General features: G+C 71.1%; 8 protein-coding genes. 2 read left to right on the top strand and 6 right to left on the bottom strand.

Features of this window, described 5'->3' with window-relative positions; genetic code table 11:
- From ACIRST_RS29375 to ACIRST_RS29360, 4 genes are all read right to left on the bottom strand, one after another.
- Positions 1 to 1017 (bottom strand): sugar ABC transporter permease, encoded by a 1017-nt coding sequence (locus tag ACIRST_RS29375; protein ID WP_350521437.1) that lies wholly within the window; start codon positions 1015 to 1017, stop codon positions 1 to 3.
- A 28-nt stretch (positions 1018 to 1045) separates the two neighbouring features.
- Complete coding sequence (locus tag ACIRST_RS29370; protein WP_402805648.1) at positions 1046 to 2401, bottom strand: ABC transporter substrate-binding protein; 1356 nt, start codon at positions 2399 to 2401, stop codon at positions 1046 to 1048.
- 105 nt (positions 2402 to 2506) lie between these two features.
- Complete coding sequence (locus ACIRST_RS29365) at positions 2507 to 3697, bottom strand: ROK family transcriptional regulator (protein ID WP_350521435.1); 1191 nt, start codon at positions 3695 to 3697, stop codon at positions 2507 to 2509.
- A 284-nt stretch (positions 3698 to 3981) separates the two neighbouring features.
- Positions 3982 to 5160, bottom strand: coding sequence for a mechanosensitive ion channel family protein (locus tag ACIRST_RS29360; protein WP_402805645.1), 1179 nt, complete (start codon positions 5158 to 5160; stop codon positions 3982 to 3984).
- Between the two features lie 500 nt (positions 5161 to 5660).
- On the opposite strand from ACIRST_RS29360, the gene ACIRST_RS29355 reads away from it, so the two are divergent.
- Positions 5661 to 6305: an HNH endonuclease gene (locus ACIRST_RS29355; protein ID WP_350521433.1), complete on the top strand. Its 645-nt coding sequence runs from the start codon at positions 5661 to 5663 to the stop codon at positions 6303 to 6305.
- 114 nt (positions 6306 to 6419) lie between these two features.
- Here ACIRST_RS29355 and ACIRST_RS29350 read toward each other — a convergent pair whose 3' ends face one another.
- Together ACIRST_RS29350 and ACIRST_RS29345 are read right to left on the bottom strand one after the other, a co-directional pair.
- A complete protein-coding gene (locus ACIRST_RS29350; protein ID WP_402805798.1) occupies positions 6420 to 10295 on the bottom strand; it encodes a beta-N-acetylglucosaminidase domain-containing protein in 3876 nt (1291 codons plus the stop codon).
- 321 nt (positions 10296 to 10616) lie between these two features.
- A complete protein-coding gene (locus ACIRST_RS29345; RefSeq protein WP_402805643.1) occupies positions 10617 to 14948 on the bottom strand; it encodes a ricin-type beta-trefoil lectin domain protein in 4332 nt (1443 codons plus the stop codon).
- A gap of 380 nt (positions 14949 to 15328) precedes the next feature.
- On the opposite strand from ACIRST_RS29345, the gene ACIRST_RS29340 reads away from it, so the two are divergent.
- Positions 15329 to 22618: an RHS repeat-associated core domain-containing protein gene (locus ACIRST_RS29340; RefSeq protein WP_402805641.1), complete on the top strand. Its 7290-nt coding sequence runs from the start codon at positions 15329 to 15331 to the stop codon at positions 22616 to 22618.
- The last annotated feature ends 609 nt before the right edge of the window (positions 22619 to 23227 follow it).

The raw sequence follows: 23227 nt of genomic DNA, 5'->3' as shown, positions 1-23227 counted from the left end.
TTAGTCGTCGCTCGCCATGAAGCCGGACCGGCGGCGGAGCAGGATCGAGGTGACGGCCATCGAGATGGCGAACAGCACCAGGGCGACGACGCAGGCCGCGCCGTAGTTGAAGCGCTGGAAGCCCAGGTTGTAGACCATCTGCGGCAGGGTCCAGGTGGAGCCGCCCGGGTAGCCCGGTTCGAACTGCTGGCCGGAGTTGCCCGCGATGCCGCTGGCGACCTTCCCGGCGACGATCGCCTGGGTGTAGTACTGCATGGTCTGGATCACCCCGGTGACCACCGCGAACATGATGATCGGCGAGATGTTCGGCAGCGTGACGTACCGGAACCGCTGGAACGGGCTCGCGCCGTCCAGCTCGGCCGCCTCGTACTGCTCCCTGGGGACGTCCAGCAGCGAGGCCATGAAGATGACCATCAGGTCGCCGACGCCCCACATGGCGAGCAGGGTGAGCGCGGGCTTGGACCAGTCCGGGGACGCGAACCAGCCGGGCTGCGGCAGGCCGAGCTCGCCGAGCAGGTGGTTGACCGGGCCGGTGCCGGGGTTGAACAGGAAGGCGAAGGCCACGGTCGCGGCCACCGGCGGGGCCAGGTACGGCAGGTAGAAGACGGTGCGGAAGAAGCCGGCGCCGGTCTTGACCCTGGTGATGAGCATCCCGATGCCGAGGCCGAAGGCGACCCGCAGGCTCACCATGACGACGACCAGCCAGAGGGTGTTGCGCAGGCCCTGCCAGAAGGTCGGCAGCTGGCCGAGGACGTAGTCCCAGTTCTTGAGGCCGTTGAAGGTCGGCTGGCCGAAGCCGTTGTACTGGGTGAAGGAGAAGTAGGCGGTGGAGACCAGCGGGTAGACGAAGAAGACGCTGAACCCGATCAGCCAGGGGGAGAGGAAGGCGAGGGTGCGGGCCGCCTCCCGGCGGCGCTTCCGGCGCAGCAGGTGCTGCGTGGAGGGCGCCGCCGGGCCGGCCGGTCCGGCGCCGGCGTTGCCGCCGCTCTCCTTGCGGGTGCCGAACGCGAGTGACATGGGAGCTCCGTGGGCCGTTCGCGGGCGCTTACTTGGCCTGGGCGATGTCGGTGTCGATCTGCTTGGCGGTGGCCGCCAGACCGGCCTGCAGGTCGGTCTGCTTGCCGGACTCGTAGTCGTAGCCCAGGTTCTGCAGCGAGCTGATGTAGCCGCTGCCGTTGACGGCCGGCGGGGTGGTGCCGGAGTGGGCGTTCTTGGCGATGTCCAGGAAGGTCCTGACGTTGTCGTCGCTGACCAGCTTCGGCGAGTCGAGCGCCGCGAAGGTGCTGGGCACGTTGTGGATCGCGTTGGCGAAGCCGACGACCGCGTCGGTGTCGGTGGTCAGGTACTTGACGAGCTCCCAGGCCGCGGCCTGCTTCTTGCTGGTGCTGGCGATGCCGACGATGGTGCCGGTCTGGTAGCCGCGGCCGTAGGTGTCGGCCTGGTCGTCCGGCACCGGGAAGGCGGCGGTGCCCCAGTCGAAGTCGGGCTTGTTCGCGGCGAGCGAGGCGGTGCGCCACTCGCCGTCCATGGCCATCGCGACCTGGCCGGTGTGGAAGGGGTTCTTGGCGCTGAACTCCTCACCGAAGGTCGCGCGGAACTTCTCCAGCTTGTCGTAGCCGCCGAGCTGGTCGACCAGGCCCTTCTGCCACTTGAGCATCGCGGCGACCTTCGGGTCGGTGGCGAGGTTCGACCTGCCGTCGGGGCCGAAGTAGGTGGGGCCGTACTGGCCGAGGTAGTGCTCGGTGGTGGACTCGTAGCCGTGGTACAGCGGCATGAAGCCGAGCTGCTTGTACGAGTCGCCGTCGGCCTTGGTCAGCAGGGCGGCGTCCGCGGCGAACTCGCTGAAGGTCTTGGGCGGGTGGGCGATGCCCGCCTCGGCGAAGGCCTTCTTGTTGTAGTACAGGCCGTACGCGTCGCCGAGCAGCGGCAGCGAGCACTGGTTGCCCTGGAACTGCGTGTAGTCGAGCATCGCGGCCGGGAAGGTCTTGGCCGGGTCGATGCCGCTCTTCTGGAGCAGCGGCTTGAGGTCGACGAAGGCCTTGGTCGAGCAGAACATGCCGACGTTGTTGGTGGTGAAGGAGGAGACCACGTCCGGTGCGTCGTCGCCGCCGGCCCGCAGGGCCTGGTTGACCTTGTCGTCCGGGATGTTGCCCACGGCCTTGACGTGGATGTTGGGGTGGGCCTTCTCGAAGGCGGCGATGTTGTCGTCGATCGCCTTGGTCTCGTTGTCCTGGCTCCAGCCGTGCCAGAAGGTGATGGTGACGTCCTTGCCGCTGGCCGAGTCGTCGTTGCCGCCCGAGTCGCTGGAACCGGTGCAGGCGGTGGCGAGCAGGGCCAGGACGGCGCTGCCGGCGACGGCGGCGATCGTGCGGCGGCCTCTGCGGGAGGTGGTGGCGTGCACTGGGAGGTCCTCCTGGAAGTGCGCGGGCAGGCTTCGTCGCCTCGGGGCCCGCGTTCGGGGGTCGGGGAGAGGTGGGTGCGGGGGGAGCGTCGGTGGGCGGGAGCGTCAGTGGGTGGAGAAGACCGCCTCGCGGGCGTCCGACAGGGCGCGTTGCAGGGCGCCGAGCAGGACGGGGGAGCCGGGCAGGGCGCTGCTCCTCACCTCCGGCCGGGCGATGGAGAGTCTGGCCAGTTCGTCCTCGACGAGCGCGCGCAGGCGTTCGCCGCCGGCGCTCGGCACCGCGCCGGAGAGGACCACCAGCTGGGGGTCGACGACCGAGACGATCACGGTCAGTCCGACGGCGAGCCGCCCGGCCAGCGCGGCGAGGAAGGCGTCGCCGGCGCCCGGGGTGGCCAGGGCCCTGGCCACCGACTCCTCGGCGGTGGGCGCGCCGAGCCCGTGCTCGCGGGCCAGGGCCCGGACGGCGGGCGCGCCGACCAGGGCCTGGTACCCGCCGAACTTGCGGCGGCGGGAGTCCCACTCGACCGGGGAGTCGGGCACCGGCATGTAGCCGACCTCCCCGGCGCCGCCGGTGAAGCCGCGGTGCAGCCGCCCGGCGATCACGATCGCGGCGCCGACGCCCGCCTCGGCCCAGAGCAGGACGAAGTCCTCGAAGCCGGCCGCCGCACCGGAGGCCTGCTCGGCGACGGCGGCCAGGTTCACGTCGTTCTCGATCGACACCGGCGCGCCGATCGCCTCGGACAGTTCCTCGACCAGCCGCGGCGAGTGCCACCCGGGCAGGTGGGAGGCGTAGCGCAGCTTGCCGGTGACCGGGTCGGGGGCGCCGCCGACGCCGATCGCGACGGTGCGCAGGCTGCCCTCGGCGAGTCCGGCGGCCCGGACCGCCTCGGCGACGGCGGAGGCGACCGTGGCGACGGTCTCGGCGGCCGGCACGCCCTTGGTGCTGACGGTGTGCTCGACCAGCGTGGTGCCGGTGATGTCGGCGACCGCGACCCGGATCCCGGTGTTGGTGACGTCCAGGCCGGCGACGTACCCGGCGGCCGGATTCACCTGGTAGAGCTGGGCGTTGGGCCCCGGCCCGCCCGCCGTGGTGCCGACCGGCACGACCAGCCCGGCCGCCTCCAGCCGGGCCAGCAGCTGGGAGGCGGTGGGCTTGGAGAGCCCGGTCAGCGTGCCGATCCGGGTGCGGGAGAGCGGGCCGTTCTCCAGCAGGAGTTCGAGGGCGGCGCGGTCGTTGATGGCCCGCAGGAGGCTCGGGGTGCCGGCGAGGGGGGCCTTGGCGGTGCTCTTGGTCATGCCCGAATCCTCCTCTTTCGGCTGGTCGGGGTTGCCGCCGGGGGACGTCGGGGTGGCTCTCGGGCGGCGTCCGTGGGGACGGGTGCGAGCTTCGGGCGAACTGTTAGGAAACTTTCCAGTCGCTTGGGAAGGACCGTAAGGGCCGCGTCAGCGGGGTGTCAATGGTCGGTGGAACGGAGGATGCCGAAGCGTTACCGGCAGCAGGGAGCCCCGCCCCCACGGTGCCGGGGCGGGGCTCTCGTCCCCTCTGCGGGGAGCCGTTTCCGCTACGGGGCCTACGGGGCCTACGGGGCCGGCTCCGGCTTCGGCACCGGGATCGGCTCGGCAGCCTTGAACCGGGCCGAGTTCGGGTCGGCGAACGCGGACGGCGCCACCTGCTCGACCGCGGGGGCCTGCGCCGGCGCGATCACCGCGGCGGCCACGGCGGCCGCCGCCGCGGCCGCGGCCGTCGGGGCCTCCTCCTTGACCTTGATCCCGGCCCCGTCGAAGGCCGCCTTGAGCCGCTGGCGCAGCGCCCGGGAGACCACCGCCGCCTTGCCGGGCGCGGTCCGGGCCTCGACCCGCAGCATCAGGGAGTCCGCCGCCACCGACTCCACGCCCAGGATCGACACCGGCGCCCAGACCAACTCGTCGTACGGCGTCTCCTTGGCCAGCTTCTCGGCGGTCTGCTGGATCAGGTCCTCGACCCGCAGCAGGTCCTCCTTGTACGCGACCTGGACGTCCACCGAGGCCGTCGACCAGCCCTGGCTCATGTTGGCAATCCGCTTCACCTCGCCGTTGCGGATGTACCAGATCTCGCCGTTCGCGCCGCGCAGCTTGGTCACCCGCAGGCCGACCTCCAGCACCGTGCCGGTGGCCACCCCGGTGTCGATCTCGTCGCCGACGCCGTACTGGTCCTCCATGATCATGAAGACCCCGGAGAGGAAGTCCGTGACCAGGTTGCGGGCGCCGAAACCGATCGCCACACCGGCCACACCGGCGCTCGCCAGCAGCGGCGCCAGGTTCACCCCCAGCGCGGAGAGCACCATCAGGGCCGCCGTGCCCAGGATCGTGAAGGAGGCCACGCTGCGCAGCACCGAGCCGATCGCCTCCGAGCGCTGCTGGCGCCGCTCCGGGTTCACCACCCCGGTGTTGGCCAGCAGCCCGCCCAGCCGGCTCTCCTCCTGGTGCTCGGGGCTGCGTGCCATCCGCCCTATCAGCTGGGTGATCAGCTTGCGCACCACGGCCCGCAGCACCATCGCCAGCACCACGATGAAGACGATCCGCAGGCCCGAGGCCAGCCAGCTCTGCCAGTGCGTGTCGAACCAGCTGGCGGCCTGCTTGGTGGTGTCCGACACCTCCTGCGCGCTGGTCGGGATCCGCAGGTCCAGGTTCGGCAGCTGCGCGGTGGGGCTGGGGGTCGGCGTCGGGACGGAGGGCGTCGGGGACGCGTCGGACAGACCGGTGGCGCCGGAGCTGAACACGTGCGGACCTTCCTTGCTGGGTGCGTGGCGGGCCCACACCGCCGGCAAGCGGCCCGCGGACCGTGCGCCTTAGCCTATCCGCCGCCGAACGCCCGCCCGGACACGCCGAACGCCGTCGGCCGCCTCGCGCGAAGCCTCCCGAGGGCGTACGGAAGGGCCCGGACGCCCCGTCAACACCCCGGTGCGCTCCCCCCGCACCCCGCCCCGGAAGCCGCCGCGACCCGGCCGGACACTGCTCCGACCGGCCGATCCGTCCCCCGGGAGGGCCACCGGCCGGGCCCGGGCGGCACCCGGGCGGCACCCGGGTGCAAGTCGACCTTCCCCGGGCATACCGGTTATGACAGAGACCACACCCGAAGTTCACGGCAGGTCCGTTACACAGGAGTGGTGGCGCCGTACAAAGGCGTAAGGCGACACTGGGGGAGATCGCGCACTCGTTGTGCGATCCAACCGCTCGTCCCGGCGCGAGCCACGCGCCGCAGGCGTCCAAGGAGGCATCCGTGCCGCATGTCCTGGTCCTCAACGCGTCCTACGAGCCACTCGGCGTCGTATCGATGCGCCGCGCACTCATCCTGGTCCTCAACCACAAGGCAGTCAGCCTGGAGGACACGGGAGTCACTCTGCACAGCGCCACCAGCGCCCTTCCGGCGCCGTCCGTCGTCCGTCTGACCCGCTTCGTCCGGGTCCCGTTCTGCGGGCCCGTCCCGCTCACCCGCCGGGCGCTGTTCGCCCGCGACCACGGCCGCTGCGTCTACTGCGGGGCCGCCGCCACCAGCGTCGACCACGTGATCCCGCGCAGCCGGGGCGGCCAGCACCGGTGGGACAACGTGGTGGCAGCCTGCCGCCGCTGCAACCACACCAAGGCCGACCGTCACCTCACCGAACTCGGGTGGCGGATGAAGCGCCCACCCGCACCGCCCAGCGGACTCGCCTGGCGGATCATCGGCACCGGCATCAAGGACCCGCGCTGGCGCCCCTACCTGGAACCCTACGGCGGCGGCGACCAGCTGCGCGCCCCGCAGTGGGGCGAGTACGAGCACCACGACCATACCGAGCCCAACCACTCGGTCCCGATCGGCCGGGCGCACGGCGCCCACCCCACCCCCGTCCGCCGCGGCGAGCAGCCCGAACCGCTCTCCGCCTGACCCCAGCGACACAAGGGCCCGCCCGTCACACCGTCGGTACGCGCCTCATGGGCCGCCGCGCCCCCCGCAGCGGGGAGCACGGCGGCCCGCCGCGTTCTCGGGGCCCGCGGCCGGCTACGGCTTCGCGGGCGTCGCCGGAGGAGTCGCGGGAGCGGCCGGCGCACCACCCGGCTGACCCGGCTGAGCGGGCTGCCCCGGCTGGCCGGCCGGCGGCTGCGGCTGGGCCGGCGGGGTCACCGCGTACAGCTCGACGCCCCACAGCGAGTAGCCGTACTTCGTCGCCCGCGCCACGCCCTGGACCCGGACGAACCGGACGCCGGGCGCGTCGAAGCGCACCGTCTCGTCGCCGCCCTTGCCGTTGTCCACCGTCGCCGCGTCCGTCCAGGAGTTCCCGTCCGCCGAGACCTGGATCTTGTACGCCGCGGCGTACGCGGCCTGCCAGTGCAGCACCGCCGCGCCCAGCCGGGTCGCCTGCGGCAGCTCCAGCCGCACCCAGGCGTCGTCCTTGGCCGGCGAGGACCAACGGCTCTTCGGATCGCCGTCGGTGACCGCCGAGGCCGGGAAGTTCGACGTCTCGTCGCCCGAGGAGGTGGCCTTGGCGCCGAGCGCCAGGTCCGGCCCGCCGGTCGGCGGCACCACGTGCACCTGGAGCACCTGCTTGACGCTGGTCGCCCCGGACACGAACTGCACCGGCACCTGGTACGTCCCGGACGGCGTGCCCGGCGCGGCGGCGACCTGCAGCGGCACGCCCACCCGGCCGCCGCGCGGCACGGTCACCGGGCCGGCCGGGGTCACGGTCAGGCCCTTGGCGGCGACCGGCACCTCGGCACGCAGCTCCCCGGTGGTGCCCTCGGGGCGGCCGGCCTCCACGGTGGCCTGGGTCTTGACCGGCGCGGCCGCGCCGGTGACCACGTCCATGGCGGGGTCGGACAGGCTGAGGCGGGCCGCCGGGGCGTCCGCGTACCAGGGGATCACCTGGTTGACGACCGGCGGGTCGCCGCCGGGCCGCCAGGTCAGCCGGAACGCGTCGGCCACCTGCCCGCCGGCCGGCAGTTCGTTGTAGCCGGGCACCACGGTGCCGATGTCCGCCCAGGTGCCGTCGGCGCGGCGCACCGCGACGGTGGCGGTGGCGCGCACGCCCGGGTCGGTCAGCACGGTGAGCCGGTCCAGCGGGCGGGCGGCGCCGAGCTCCACGGTCAGCGGCGCGTCCTGCGCGGTCGGCGCCTTGGCGGCCCGGTACGCGGTGTCCGGGTTGCCGTCCAGCACCGCGGCGGCGGAGGAGCCGGGCAGCGCGTCGGGCCCGCCGGTGACGCTCGCCGGGGACTCGTCCGGGGCGGTGACGGTGAACTCGCGCACCGCGACGGCGGTCTTCTGCGCGGCGGTGGCCCGCAGCCGCACCGCCCGGACGATCGTGCCCGGCGGGAGCTGGGCGCTGACCGTCTTCTGGTTCTTGACGACGGCGAGCTGCTTCCAGCCGCCCTCGCCGGTGGAGTACTCCAGCACGCCGTCGCGGATGTAGTCGTCCACGGCGGTCCGGGCGTCCGGGCCGTTGCCCCAGCTGCCCATCAGCACGGTCACTCCGCTCACCGGGCGGCCCGCGCCGAGGTCCAGGCCGACCGCGTCGCCGGGCTGCGGGGGAGCGGAGCTCCAGTAGAAGGTGTCCGCCACGCCGTCGGCCATCAGCGCGGGCAGGTGGTCCTGGGCGGTGCCCAGGGTGGTGGTCGCGGTGACCCCACCGCTGACCACGCCGGCCCAGTTGTCGGCGGCGCGGACGGCGCGGTCCAGGAACGGGGCGAGCACCCCGGCGCCGATGGTGGCCGGGGACCGGTCCAGCTGCTCGCGCAGCCGGTTGAGCTCCACCCGGGCCTTCCAGGCGGCCGCGCCGTCGCCGCCGTGCTGGGCGAGCAGCATGTTCAGGGCGGCCTGCCCGGCCAGCCCGTAGTCGCGCAGCGGGCCCAGCCACGGCGCGGCCTCGCCGGCCAGCTGGGCGGTGGCCGGGGTGCCGGCCAGCGTCTGCTGGGCGGTGGCCATCGCGGCGAAGGCGTCCCGCAGCGGGGCGGCGGCCTCTATCAGCCTGGCGAGGTCGGGGGCCGCGCCGGAGGTGGGCTCGGCGGCCGCCCAGAAGCGGTCGAGCAGCGGCGTCAGGTAGCCGGACTCCTGCTGGGACAGCGGGGAGGAGACGCTGTTGCCGGCCAGCGCGGTGACGGCGGGCAGCGCCGTCCCGGCGGGCGTCGCGGCGGCGCCGGTCGGCCCGGCCAGCGTGCGCACGGCCGCCTGCCAGGACTCGTCCGACTTGTAGCCGACGGGGTTCCAGGCGAAGTCGCCGGCCGTGGCGATGGCTATCCGCGAGGCGATCGGCTGCTGCATCGCACCGGTCAGCATCACCGCCGAGCGGGTGGCCACCCCCGGGTCGCGCCCGGTGTAGGCGCCGAGGAAGAGCCGGTCCGGGCTGGCGTCGTTGACCGGGTAGTTGTCCATGGTGACCAGCGGGTGCCCGTACAGGTCCGCGGTGTCGGAGGCCTGAGCGGTGGTGATCTTCTCCGGGATCACCCCGACCCCGCTCCAGGCGACCTGCACGTTCGCCGGCAGCGCCGCGGCCAGCGCCTTGCGGTACGGCGTGGCCCCCTGCTGGTGGTACTCGGTCGGGACGACGGACAGCGGCGCCAGGCCCGGGTTCCGGGCGATCAGCCGGTCCTGCACCTTCTTCACCAGCTCGGCCTGCGCCTTGGCGGCCGCGGCGGGCCCGGTGCCGTACTCGTCGCGGTCGTCGCCGCAGTGCCACTCGTCGTAGCTGACGTCCAGGAACTGCAGCTGGAAGGCGCTGAAGCCGAGCTTGCGCAGCCCGTCCAGCTTGGCCACCAGCGCGTCCACGTCCTTGCCGGAGCTGAAGCAGAGGGACTGCCCCGGGTCGATCGCGTAGCCGAGCGTGACGTGGTTGCGCCGCGCCCGGTCGGCCAGCTCGCGCAGCTCGTCCGCCTGCGCGGCCGGGTAGGCGTTGCGCCAGCGGGAGAGCCGGTACGGGTCGTCACCGGGGGCGTAGAGGTAGAAGTTCTGCTTGGAGCGGCCGAGGAAGTCGACCTGGTCCAGCCGCTGCTGGGCCGTCCACGGGGTGCCGTAGAACGCCTCGGCGGTGCCGCGCACCGGCGCGCCGGTCGGCCAGTCCCGCAGCGTGATCCCGGGCAGGCCGAGCCCGTTCGCGCCCGCCGCCTGCCCCTGCCCGGCCGGCACGGCGGCGAGCAGCTGGCGCAGGCTCTGCGCGGCGTAGAAGGTCCCGGTGGAGTCCGTGCCCGCCAGCACCACGGCGCCGTACGTCCCGCCGCCCTGGGCGGGCAGCTGACCGGCCGACAGCACGTACCCGCCGGCCGGCAGGTTCGCGGTCGAGGGCGCGGTGCCCTCCTTTCCGCCGGCCGCGGCGCTCAGCTGCCGCAGCACGCGGTCCACCTCGCCGTCGGCGCCCTCGGAGGGCCCGCCGACGTACACCACCAGCGAGCCGGCGGCCGGCGTCCCGCCGTCCGCCTGCGGCGTCACCTCGGTCGCCCCGGCGACGTTCAGCACCTCACGGACGGCCAGGACCGCGCCGATGTCCGCCTTCGGCGAGGCCACCAGCGTCACGGCGGCCGGCACCACGACCGCCTTGCCCGCCACCGTCTTCTCCTGCGGCCGCGGGAACACCTGAGGGTCGGTCACGCTCCCCAGCGGCGTCTGCGGCGCGGTGGACACCACGTCCGGCCCCGGCGTGGCCGCGTACGCCGCCGACGGCAGCGGCCCGGCCAACAGCCCGCCGACCACCGCGGCGGTCGCCACCCCGGCCGCGATCTGCATCGCCCGCCGCCCGGGACGCCCGGCCGCACGCTCCGCCCGCACCGAGGCCAGCAGCGGCTCCGTCCCCTTGAGGTCGGCGATCAGCCGGTCCGCCGTCCGGGGCGCCAGCTGACGGCACGTCCGCGCCGTCGCCCGCCGCGCGGCCAGCGCCGCCGGGTGCTGCAGCACCTCCCGCAACGCAGGACTCTGCTCCAACTGGGACCGCAGGCGTCGCCCGGCTGCGACGGACACTCGGGCTTGCACAGGAGCCTCCTCGCCAGGCCAGGACCACAACGCGAGCAACCCCACCAGGTACCCAACCCGGTGTCAACGCCGTCGACGGCTATGCCGATCTTGCCCCGATTCATCCCCTCGCGGGGCCCTCCAGAGCCCCTCCCCGAACTCTCCTCGAACCCTCCTCCAATCCTGTCCGAAGCCACCCCGGAAGCCCGCAAAGCCCGCTCCGCCGATCGGCGGAGCGGGCCCTGCCTAGCCACTCAGGACACGGTGTCAGGAACGCGGCGGAGCGGGCAGCACAGCCGTCCGCAGCATCGGGACGCTCCACTGCTCGTTCGCCTCGTAGCTGCAGTCCCACAGGTCGAGCCGGGCGCCGTCGGTCGCCAGCCACTGCGGCAGGTCGAGGCAACGGCCCGAGGCCGGGTGGTACAGCGCGTTGTTCGCCAGCGGCACCCACTTCTGCGCCGCCGTACCGTCGCAGGTGTGGAACTCCAGCGGCGTGCCGTTGCCGGTTCCTGCGTTCAGCGGGGCGATGCACCCGCCCATGACGCGCAGGGTGCCGTCGTTGCCGAGCGAGAGCTGCTGCGAGGGGCCACCGTGGCAGCCGTAGAGCTGGATCGCGGTGCCGTCGGCGGTGCCGGCTCCGGTGTCGTCGATGCACATGCCGCCGTTGACGGCCGAGCGGACGGTACCGGTGATGCCCGGCGCGGTGGGTGCCACCGCGAACGGGTAGACGGCGGTGCTGCTGATGCTGCCGTCGAAGCTCGGGCTCGGCTTCGACTGGTACCGGTAACGGCCGAGTGTGAACGGCCCCGAGGACGGCGGGCCGGCGCTCGCCTTGTGGACGGTGGTGCCGGCGAGTACGCCGTCGACGTAAAGCGCCATCATGCCGGTGTTCGCGTCGTAGGAAGCGGTCAGCCGGGTCCAGACACCGGGACGGGTCTGGGCACTGGAGTTCACCACGCGGGTGAAGTCGTAGGACCAGTTGTCGTCGTCCGCGTACGCCAGGGCGAAGCTCCAGTTCTGCCCGGGGCCGTCGGTGTACAGCATGAAGTTGCTGCCGTGGACCGTCTCCTGGCTGGCGACCACACCACCGGCGGGACCGGCCTTGGCCCAGGTGGAGACGGTGAAGCTCTTGCGGGTGTCGACCACCGGGCCCGACATGGTGATGTTCGAGCCCTCGCCGGGGCTGAAGGCGCCCACGGTGACCGCCCGGCCGTCCACGGTGTCCCCGACCCAGCCGACGCCGGAGGCCGTCCCGTCCGTGCGCTTCTGCCCGTCCTTGACGGTGTTCCCGCCGTCGGGTGCGGCCAGCCAGTTGCCGACCGGGTGGTCGAGGCTGCCGAGCACGACCGGGGTCGCCTCCAGACCGGTCACGGTCGGACCGCTGTTGACGTCGGCGGCCTTGGCGCCGACACCGGCCCAGGCGACCAGCTGGTTGTCGGTGTCGACGGCCCAGAGATCCGGGACACCGTCACCGGTGACGTCACCGTTGGAGCCGACCTTCGGGTACAACGTGGCGTCGACACCGTTGGCCAGCCAGCCCTTCGTGGGGTCGGCGAAGCCGGAGGCGTCGAAGGTCCCCGGCGCGCTTCCCTTGGCCAACTGGTAGGCGTGGACAGTGCCGTCGCTCTTCGACCGGCCCCAGACCGTGGGGACGTTCGTGCCCTTGGACGGGCCGGGAGTGATCAGGTCGTAGTGGTCCCAGTCCTGACTCTGCGACAGCAGGACGGCGGGCCCGTCGAGCTTTCGGACGATCGACGACAACGCGAGCCAGAGCCTGCCGTTCTCGACGTAGAGCAGGGATGAACGCGGCAGGCCGGCTGCGGTCGTCCCCGGCTTCCTGGGGGTGTCGCCCGTGGGCGATCCGAACGCAGCGATCTGGGTCACCGAGGACCAGTCGCCACCGTTTCCGTAGTCCGCGCACGTGATCGGCGTTCCGTCGGGGAACGCGCAACGGCTGGACTTCGCCATGGGGACCGCGGCCTGCCCGTCGAGGTGCGCGGCGATGTCGTCGTTGGCGTAGAGGTACAACTCGGCGGCGCCGGGCGCATGCGCCACCAGGTCGTCGACGTTCCGATCGCTGAACGAACCCCGGTGGGTGATCTGGACGGTGCTCCAGTCCTGGTTGCCCGCCGCGCCGGGGGCCGAGGCGGGCTTGGTGTTCGGGGCCGCGTACGGGTCGGTGTTCGCTCCCACCAGGCGCAGGGAGCCGGTGCCGTCCGGCAGGAGGACGTCGCCCTTGCGGTCGCCGTCGATGTCGCCCATCACCGGGTCGCCGGCAGCGGGGTTGCCCGGCACGAAGTAGGTGTAGGCGACCGGCTGCGACATGTTGCCGGCGTTGTCCTGGGTCTGCAGGTAGAGGAAGTTGGTCCCCCAGTGCCAGGGCGTGTAGTTCAGCTGGACGCTGCCGTCGCCGTCCATCTTGACGACGTTACCGCCGTCGGTGCAGTTCCATCCGGTGGCCGCGGCCTGGACGGGGTCCGTGGTCCAGCGGGCGCAGGCCAGGCCGGAGGAGCGGCCGCCGCCGGCCGGGGCCGGGTCGGTGCCGGTGAGGGTGAAGACGCCCTCCTGGCCGACGAGCTTGGGGTGCCCACCCAGGGTGCCCGACTCGGGGAAGTCCGTCGAGGTGACCCGGGCGGTCGGCGGAGTACGGTCGATGCGCAGATAGCACATCGGGGAGTTCCCGCTGTGAAGCGTGCCGTCATCGGTGACGGCGTACCAGCCGTATTCGTGCCCGTCGGTCAGCGAACCGACGCTCACGTTCTTGCGACCGGAGCTCGCCGCCCAGTTGGTGTCGCGGAGCTGGGTGGAGCCGTTGTCGTCGTCGTCCCAGATCTTGAACGTGGTCCAGAGCTGTTCGCCGGTCGGAGACCAGGTGTCGACGCTCAGGTTGATGTCGGTGTTGATCCCGACCCAGCCCGGGTTGTCCCACGGGTTGCCCGTACCGGGGGTCTGGCACTGGCTGTAGGCGCCGTCACGGGCGAAGCCGGGCGTCGGGCTTGTGGCGGGGCTGCCGACGGCGGGCGCGAAGTCGTAGGTGACGACGATGTGCGGACTGTTCAAGAACCGCTGGTGGTAGTACTTGTTGGTCTCGTCGTCGGGGGTGAACATGAAGGTCCACCCGCCCCAGTGCTCGCGCGCCGCCTGGGTCATCTGGGCGAGGACGTCGAACTCCTTGCCGCCGGCCCCCTGGATCCAGTTCAGGCCGACCTTGGCGCAGCTGGAGGGCTCCGGGCAGGGCTGGGCCTCCCAGCGCGTCCACTGGTTGATCGGGTTGTTGGTGCCCGAGCCGGTCGAGTAGAGGCCCATCGGCGTGGACGTCGAGGGGCTGGACGACTCGGCGACGGTGGCGTAGAGCTTGGCGCTCAGCACGGTCGAGTCCCAGAACACGGGGTTCAGGCCGACCTGGAAGTAGGCGCGTTCCTTCCCCTCCTTCTCGCAACGGTGGGCGGTGTCGATGTAGCCGCAGTAGCCGGACCCGGGCCTGTCCTGGCCGTACTGGGTGCCGTTGTACTCCGGCGTCTTGGGGTAGGCCGACTGCACCTGCGCCCAGGCCTGGGTACCGTTGTCGGCGCTGGGGTTCCAGCCCGGGTCGAGGTACCAGGGACCGGTGCCCTGCCCGAGGACCGAGGGGTCCGGCACCAGGTCGATGCCGCTGCCGCTGACGGTCGTGGCGATCGGTGCGGTCCGGGCGCCGGGGCCGGGGGCCTTGCTGTCGGACCCGGCCGCGGGCGTGCCGCCGTCCGCCGAGGGTGCCGCCGCTGGTCCGGCCTGCCCGGCGGACTTGGCCGGGGCGCCGGCCTGAGCCGCGGAGACGGGGGTGCCCGCCGTGCCGGAGTCCCACATCACCGGCGCCGGAGCGGTGAAACGCACCTTGCCGGCGGTGTCCTCGGCCGTGAGGTTGCCGTTGCCGTCCGCCTTGACGGTCAGTCCCTCGGAGACGGTGTCGAGGTGCAACTTCTTGATCTTCGGGTCGGCGGCCGCCTGCGCGGTGCGGACGATCAGCACCTGCCGCCATCCACCGGCGGAGGTGGCGCTCAGCTCCAGGTCGACGTCCGGCAGGACGGATCGGTAGAGCGCGTCGCTCCCGCTGAGTTCGGGCTTCGGCAGGGCGAACGGCGCCTTGACCGACAGCTTCCTGCCGTCCGCGGTCGTCATGGTGGCCAGCGCACTGCTCCCCCCGCCGGAGAACGTGAGCGCGGACGGGACGGCGATCGGCGTGACCGTGCCGTCGGCGTTGGCCCGGAGGGTCGCGTCCACGGCGCGCCAGGTGCCGTCGGCGTTCTTGACCCGTTCCGCCACCGGTGAGGAGTCGCTGGTCAGCGTGCCGTCGGGGTTGGCCGTGGTCCGGCTGCTCCCCGTGGTCAACGCGTCGACGACGACCGGCTTTCCGGTGCTCTTCGCCTTCGCCTGTGCGGTGCGGATCGTCGCGGTCTGCGCCGTGCGGGTGTCGGACTGTCCCTTGGCCGGAGGCGGCGGAGGTGTGGGCCAGGAGGTGTCGGCAGGACCGTGGTTGCGGTCGGCGGGAGCCGCCGCAGCGACACCGGGCACTGCGAGCAGAGCTGCACCGAGGGCGAGGACCGCCGTGCAGGAGAGCGGCATCAGAGCGGCGCCGAATGTCCGAATTCTCTTGCTCCGTGCGGGAGTTGAAGGATATGGAGGTTTTGGCCTCGACATGAAGACCCCGTCGTCGAAGGTGAGGTGAGCAGAAGTCAGCCGCACGCTGCCTTCACATTTGCTTCGCTGTCAAAGCGTTTTGTCGACAGGGTGTCCGAGTTGTCACGGGGGGTCACGCATTGCTCTCCGGGTGATGATCCTCACACTGCGTGATCATGCACTCTTCCTGTTCCGGATAGGTCGTATGCCCCTAGGGTGCCGGAGGTCCGGGCCGGAGAGGTCGGCCCGATTCGAGCTCCGGTGATCTGTGGGGGGATCAATTGTCTCGTCGCGTCCGCGTTTTCACGCGCCCGCGCAGCCTGAGAGTGGCCGTCGCGGCCGCCCTGGCCGTCTGCATGTCGGTGGTGACGATCCCCTCGGTCGAGGCAGTCACCCACGCGCCCGATCCACCCAAGGTCTGGGTGCCGCCGAACACGCCGGTGCCGCAGACCCACCCCGTGAAGGGCACGAACGGCAAGGTCGCCGGTCACCAGCCCGACCCGGGAAAGAAGTGGGCGCCACCGGCTGATTCCAGCCCGCCGGCCGGTCGGGCCACCGCCGTCCTCGACGGTGCCGACGCCAAGGCGGCGTCGGCATCGGCCGCATCCGACGCGGCGCCGACGGCTGCGGCCCCGAGGCCGGTCCAGGCCGGCTCCCTGCCGGTCTGGATCGCCCCGGCCCCCGGCGCGAAGTCCGCCCGGAGCGCATCGGCTGCCCCGGCCGAGGACGGCTCCCCGGCGCTCCAGGTCGACCTGGCCGATCAGGGCCGGGCCAAGGCGGCCGGCGTGGCCGGTGCCCTGGTCGCCCTCACCGACACCGGCGGCGGCGCGCGGGCGGGCCGGGTCCAGGTCGGGATCGACGTTCAGCCCTGGGCGAAGAACGCCGGTGCCAACTGGGCCTCGCGGGCCAGGATCGTCCAGTTGCCCGGGTGTGCGCTGACGACCCCGGGTGCTGCGGGTTGCAAGGCGCGGACCCCGGTGCCGACCCACCGTGACGAGGCCACCGGCCGACTGGTGGCCGAGGTCGACGTCCCGCAGGCGTCCACCGGGGCCGCCAAGTCCTTCACCTCGGGCGCCTTCGAGGGCGCGGCGACCGCCGCCCCCACGGTGGCACTCGCCGTCGAGGCGGAGGCCAAGGGCAGCAGCGGTGACTTCACCGCCTCCCCGATCACCCCGTCCGCCTCCTGGCAGGCCGGCTCCAACGCCGGCAACTTCACCTACGGCTACACCGTCGAGCTGCCCTCCGCACTCGCGGGACCCGCCCCCGACGTCTCGCTCGGCTACGACTCCTCGGCCGTGGACGGCAGGACCGCCTCCACCAACGCCCAGCCGTCCTGGGTCGGCGAGGGTTGGGACTGGCAGCCCGGCTCCATCGTCCGCGGCTACAAGGGCTGCAAGGACGCCGGCATCGACAAGTCGGGCGACCAGTGCTGGGGCGGTGACCTGCTCCAGCTCTCGCTCGCGGGCCACGCGGGCCAGCTGGTCAAGGACGACAAGTCCTGCGACTGGCACCTGCAGGGCGAGGACGGCACCAAGGTCGAGCGGCTGACCGGGCAGAACAACGGCGCCTGGAACGGCGAGGCCTGGCGGATCACCACCGTCGACGGCACCCAGTACTACTTCGGCGCCAACCACCTCCCCGGTGGTGACGGCACCGACCAGGCCGCCAACTCGGTCTCCACCCTGCCGGTCTACTGGCCCGGCGGTCAGGACCCGTGCCTGAAGACCGGCTCGCCAGCCACCGGCTCCTGGAACCAGATGGGCTGGCAGTGGTCGCTGGACTACGTCGTCGACCCGCACCAGAACCTGATCACCTACCGGTACGAGCAGGAGCAGAACTACTACGTCAAGGGCGGCGGCCAGAACAACGGCAACGGCCCCCGGACCCAGTACCAGCGGGCCTCCTACCCGACCTGGGTGGGCTACGGCCAGCGCCTGCCCGACCAGATCGCCGCCAAGGGCAAGGCCAACCCGGCCGCCCAGGTGTGGTTCCGCACCGCCGAGCGCTGCCTGCCGGACAAGGACTTCGGCTGCGACCCGTCCCAGCGGACGAAGGACAACGCCAAGCGGTGGCCGGACACCCCGGTCGACCAGAACTGCGACGCGACCGGTGACTGCACCGTCTACTCGCCCACCTTCTGGACCACCAAGCGCCTCACCAAGATCGACACCGAGGTCCGGGACGGCGCGGTATACCGCCCGGTCGACTCCTTCGCCCTCAACCAGTCCTTCCAGGACCCGGGCGACGGCACCTCCCCGTCGCTCTGGCTGGACTCGGTCCAGCACACCGGAACCAACAACCGGACGCCGATCACCCTGCCGGCGGTGTCTTTCCAGCCGCTGCAGATCGCCAACCGCGTGCAGGGGCAGATCGTCGCTCCGGACGGCACGTCGTCCTCGGTCGAGCCGTACAACCGCCCGCGCATCCAGAAGATCACCACCGAGACCGGCGGCCTGATCGACGTGGTCTACCGGCCCGCGGAGTGCTCGCGGGAGGCCGGCGGGACGATGCCGGCCTCGGAGGACGGCAACACGATGGCGTGCATGCCGGTCAAGTGGTACCTGCCCGGGCAGAGCGCGCCGGACCCGGTGAACGACTGGTTCAACAAGATCGTCGTACAGTCCGTCACCCAGGAGGACGCGGTCGCCGGCGGCCAGCCCGCGGTCGTGACGAACTATGTCTACGGAGGCGGAGCGGCCTGGCACCGCAACGACTCCGAGATGACCGACGCCAAGACCCGCACCTGGGACCAGTTCCGCGGGTACGCGACGGTCACCACCCTCACCGGCAACGGCAGCGATGTCGAGTCACCGCGCACCAAGTCGGTCGCCACGTTCCTGCGCGGCATGGACGGTGACGTCCTCAGGAACGGAAGCACCCGTCAGGTGTCCGTGACCGACGTCCACGGCGGCACGATCAAGGACGAGAACGTCCTTTCCGGGTTCATCCGGGACTCCGCCACCTACAACGGTGAGAACGGCGAGGTCCTCTCCACGGTGGTCTCCGACCCGTGGATCGGCCCGGTCACGGCCACCCGTGCCCAGTCCGGCGGCATGCTGGCCATCACCGCCCGGGCCGTCAACGTCCTCAAGGTGACCAACCGCGACAAGCTGGCCGACGGCTGGCGCACCCGCGAACGCTCCACCTCGTACGACTCGACACCGTTCGCCCGTCCGCTGACCGTCTACGACACCGGCGACCCGACCCACCCCGAGCAACTGCTCTGCACCGCCTTCGAGTACGCCACCGGCCCCGGCGGCGCGCCCACGCAGCTGGCCTCGCGCACCCTCGTCCTCAAGGGCGCCTGCGGCCGGACCGCGACCCAGGACAACACCGTCGCCGACACCCGGGCGTACTTCGACGGACTGCCCCTCGGCCAGGCCGGCGCCAAGTCCGAGCAGACCTCCACCGAGGTCCTGGAGCGCTACGACACCGCAGGCAAGCCGGTCTACCGGACCACCGCCCGCGCGAGCTTCGACGCGTACGGCCGCGTGATCAGCACGGTCGACCCGACCCGCACCGACGCCACCCACCCGACCGGCGCCGAGACCAGGACCGAGTACTCCCCGGCCGCCGGCCAGCTGCCCACGCAGGTCACCCACACCAACCCGATGGGCTGGCAGACCGTCAGCACCCTCGACGTGGGCCGCGGCTCACCGCTCAAGATCAAGGACGAGAACGGCCGGATCAGCGAGCAGGACTTCGACGCCCTCGGCCGCGCACAGGCCAGTTGGGGCCCGGACAACAACCGGTCGCAGAACCCGAACCGCCCCAATCGCAAGATCTCGTACTCGGTCAACGGCGCCAACGCACCTTCGCAGGTGCTCACCCAGGCGCTGATGGGCGACCTGAAGACCTACACCTCCAGCTACACCATCTACGACGGCCTCGGCCGGGTCCGGCAGACACAGGCCAGCACGCCCTCGGGCGCCACCGGCCGCATGATCACCGACGCGCTGTTCGACTCACACGGCTGGCAGACCAAGACCAGCGCCGCCTACTACAACGACCAGGCGCAGCCCGGCGGCCAGCTCTTCCTGCCCAACGGCGGTGTCGAACCGGACGGCAAGATCCCCTCCCAGACCGTCCAGAAGTTCGACGGCCTCGGCCGCACGACCGACTCGATATTCCAGTCCTACGGTGTCGAGCAGTGGCGCACCCACACCGACTTCGTCGGCGCCGACGAAGTCCGCACCACCCCACCGGCCGGCGGCTACGCCTCCGCGACCATCACCGACGCCCGCGGCAAGACAGTGGCCCTGCGCCAGTACAAGGGCAACACCCCGACCGGCGCGTACGACGAGACCACCTACGGCTACTCGCCGGACGGCAAGGAGATCTGGCGCAAGGACGCGGCCGGCAACCGGTGGACGTACGAGTACGACCTGCTGGGCCGTCCGGTGAAGGGCACGGACCCGGACTCGGGCACAGGCACGACGACGTACGACGACAGCAAGAACCTCGTCACCGTCACGGACTCCCGCGGCAAGAGCGCGACCACGGCCACCGACCTGCTCGGCCGCACCGTCGCGGCCTACGAGGGTGCGGCGGTCGACCCGGCCAAGCAGGTCGCAGCCTGGACCTTCGACACCCTCGCGAAGGGCAAGCCGACCTCCTCCACCCGCTACGTCGGCGGAGTGAGCGGGGCCGCCTACACGTCGGAGGTGACGGGCTACGACGTCGGTTACCGCGAGACCGGTTCGAAGACGACCATCCCGGCCGTCGAGGGGCAACTCGCCGGCGTCTACCAGACCGACAACGTCTACGATGCCGCAGGCCGCCTCGACAGTACGACGATGCCCGCGGTGGCCGGTATGGGCCGGGAGACGCTGAGCTTCGCCACCGATGTCGTCGGTCAGTTCGTCGGCCTGAGCAGCGTCTTCGGGTTCAGCTCGACAACCTACGTGGCCGACGTCCGCTACGACCCGTACGGCCGTCCGTACCGCACTACCGTGGGCGGCGCGGGTACCCAGGTGGTCGCCACGCTCGACATCGACAACGCCACCGGCCGAGTCACCCGCTCAACCCTCGACAAGCAGACCGCCGAGACCGCCCACGTCGACTCGGTCGACTACACCTACAACCCGCTCGGCCAGGTCACCTCGGCCCGCAACGCGCAGGACGGCGAGGTCGCCGACCTGCAGTGCTTCACCCACGACTACCTCGGGCGGCTCACCCAGGCCTGGACCGACACCGGCAACCAGACCACCAGGCCCCAGCCCAGCGTCCCGGGCATCGGCGCCTGCGCCAACCCCGACGGGCCGTCGGTGGACGCCGGAAAGCCGAGCGTCGGCGGTCCGGCCCCGTACTGGCAGCAGTACGAGTACGACCTCATCGGCAACCGCACCAAGCTGGTCCAGAAGGACACCGACGGCGACGCGACCAAGGACGTCACCACCACCCAGACCTTCGGCACCGGCCCCAACACCCCGTCCACCGACCCGAAGACGGGCGGCGGCACCGGTGGTCCGCACGCGCTGATGAAGTCCACCCGGACCGGCCCGGCCGGCACCGCGGTGACCTCGTACACCTACGACGCCGCGGGCAACACCACCTCGATCACCGACACCCCGGGCACCAGGACGCTGAACTGGAACGCCCAGGGCAAGCTCGACCAGATCACCGGCACCGGCCAGAGCGGCGCCACCAGTTACCTGTACGACGTGTCCGGCAACCAGCTGATCCGCCGGGACCCCGGCAAGGTCACCCTCAACCTGGGCGCCGACCAGCTCACCCTGGACACCACCACCAAGGCCGTCACCAACGTCCGCTCCTACGCGGCACCCAACGGCCTCTCCATCACCCGCACCACCACCAGCGGCACCTCCACGTTCGCCTACCAGGGCGCGGACCCGCACGGCACCAACGGCGTCCAGTTCGACGCGGACACCCTCGCCCATGTCCGCCGCCCCACCGACCCGTTCGGCAACGATCGCGGCACCCAGCCAGAAGAAGGCGTCTGGGCCGGCAACAAGGGCTTCGTCGGCGGCACCAAGGAGAAGACCACCGGCTTCACCCTCCTCGGCGCCCGCGAGTACGACCCCAGGACGGGCCGCTTCATCAGCCCCGACCCCATCACCGACCCCGGTGATCCGCAGCAGTGGAACGCGTACGCCTACGCCAACAACAGCCCGATCAACAAGTCGGACGCCAACGGCCTTCGGCCCACCTGTGACACCACGGCCGAGTGCAACGGTCTCGCGGCCGAAAGGGACGACGGTCACGGCTACTCCTACATCACCAAGCCGCCCCCGCCGTCCGGCGAGCCGGACCCCGCGCCCTCGCCGGAAATGCAGAACGCGGCACACAAGGTCGACACCGCATACAAGAACCTCAACGAGAACAAGCGCAAGCGGGACGAACTCGTCCACAAGGTGGTCGACATCGTCGGCGATCTGATCGGCTTCAACGACGCCCGCGACTGCTTCACCAAGGGCGACGTGATGGCGTGTGTCAACACCGCGCTCAACGCGGTGCCCTGGGGCAAGATCTTCAAGGCCATCAAGGTCGGTATCCAGGCCCTCAAGATCTACAAGGAGATCAACAAGGCTTACGATGCGATCCGGGCTGGCGAGCGCGCAGCCAAGGAAGCCGACGCCGCCTACGTCACCGCCAAGACAGCGGCAGCGGAAGCCCGAGCAGCTGAAAAGGCCGCTGCCAAGGCAGCAGAAGAAAAAGCAGCAAAAGAAACAGCAACAGATGCTGCCGGAACAGAGAGCAAAGCAGCAGCTCAGGAAGCCGACGAATCGGCCGCTGCCAGCTGCTCCCTCGTTCGCAACAGCTTCCCGACGGGCACCCAGGTCCTGATGGGAGACGGCAGCCTCAAGTCCATCGAGGACATCCACGAGGGCGACGTCGTCATGGCGACTGACCCCCAGACCGGCGAGACCCACCCCGAGCCGGTCACTGCCACCATCACCACCCCCGACGACAAGGACTTCACCGACCTCACCCTCACCGACGACGCCAGCCCCCGCGGCCCCCCGGCCGCCGACCAGGCGAAGATCACCTCCACCCACCACCACCCCTACTGGAGTGAGACCCGCCAGCAGTGGGTCGACGCCGGCGAACTCACCCCGGGCGAACACCTCCGCCGGCCCGACGGCACCGCCCTCACCATCCAGTCCGTCCGCAACTACCCCTACGCCGTCACCACCCACAACCTCACCGTCAACCTGCTCCATACGTACTATGTGCTGGCAGGGGCCACGCCGGTCCTCGTCCACAATTGCGGAGAGGCTTTCGAAGAAGAAGAGGGCGTTAACTACCTGTACCGAGGAGTCTCGGAAAAGAGTCCCGCGTACGGAAATGCAAAGCAGGGAATTGCGGAACCGAGGGGTGGTCACTCCGACATGGAGCGCCACCATGATGGCAATACCTCTAGCATCTTTACGTCCTGGACGACCAATAAGGATACGGCAATCAGTTATGCGCGGGGTGCTGCCGAAGGCCGCAAGGACTTGGCTGGAGTAGTTCTCCAGGTGAGGCTACCCCTTGGGCAGCCGGTCTATCCATCAATTATGTTCAGCTCGGATCTGTGGGAAACGTCGGAGAATCTTGTTGAAGGAGTCGTGCGGGGGGCTCGGGTAGTGGGCATCGGTCGGAAGGTCGGATAGATCAATGGCTGAACCGAAGGAGGTGATTCTCGATATGGCGAACCCCTCGGTAGTTTCCGCGGCGATGATTGTCCGACTCTGGTCAGGCCTGTCTCGACTTGGGTGGGATTCCGCTGGGATTGCGATGTCAAGGCTTGAATTGCTCGGAGACGCTCCGATCGAGTCCTCTCAAGTGCGCGCGTCCACTCTGGCGGGAATCTATGGACTCCGCGACGAGCTCCTGTCGAAGGAGCCGCAGAGAACCCTAGACCTGCGGAGATTCGTCGAGGCATTGACTCAAGAAGAGCAAGCGCTCGTTCGGTTCTTCTCTGTAACGCTTGGGGATTGGCGGTTCTTGTGTGTGGTGTCTGATGACCTCATTCGCCCTGTGGGCCTAACTGCGGTGAGGGGAAGGGGAGGCGCTTCGGCGATCCACTCCGGAGCTGTAGGGAGAATTTCAGTAACGCGAGCCTTGGAGCTATGCGCAAAGCTCTCTGGCGAGGGCTGGAACTCGGCGGGTATCTGCTTTCAGCAGCTTCAAATGTATTCGGAGTCGAAGATTCCCGTTTGGCTGGCCAGCGCCTCAACGCTGACTGTTAATTTCGAGCGAGCCTCTATGGGTAGTAAATA

This window comes from Kitasatospora sp. NPDC101447 (assembly GCF_044767225.1).
Taxonomy (GTDB): Bacteria; Actinomycetota; Actinomycetes; order Streptomycetales; family Streptomycetaceae; genus Kitasatospora.
Note: the sequence above shows the minus strand (reverse complement) of the source record. Positions and strands in the feature narration are given on the sequence as shown.

Excerpts from the sequence above, each read along its gene's own strand:
- ACIRST_RS29375 (WP_350521437.1), bottom strand. The coding sequence starts at position 1,017 with ATGTCACTCGCGTTCGGCACCCGCAAGGAGAGCGGCGGCAACGCCGGC.
- ACIRST_RS29365 (WP_350521435.1), bottom strand. The coding sequence starts at position 3,697 with ATGACCAAGAGCACCGCCAAGGCCCCCCTCGCCGGCACCCCGAGCCTC.
- ACIRST_RS29345 (WP_402805643.1), bottom strand. The coding sequence starts at position 14,948 with ATGCCGCTCTCCTGCACGGCGGTCCTCGCCCTCGGTGCAGCTCTGCTC.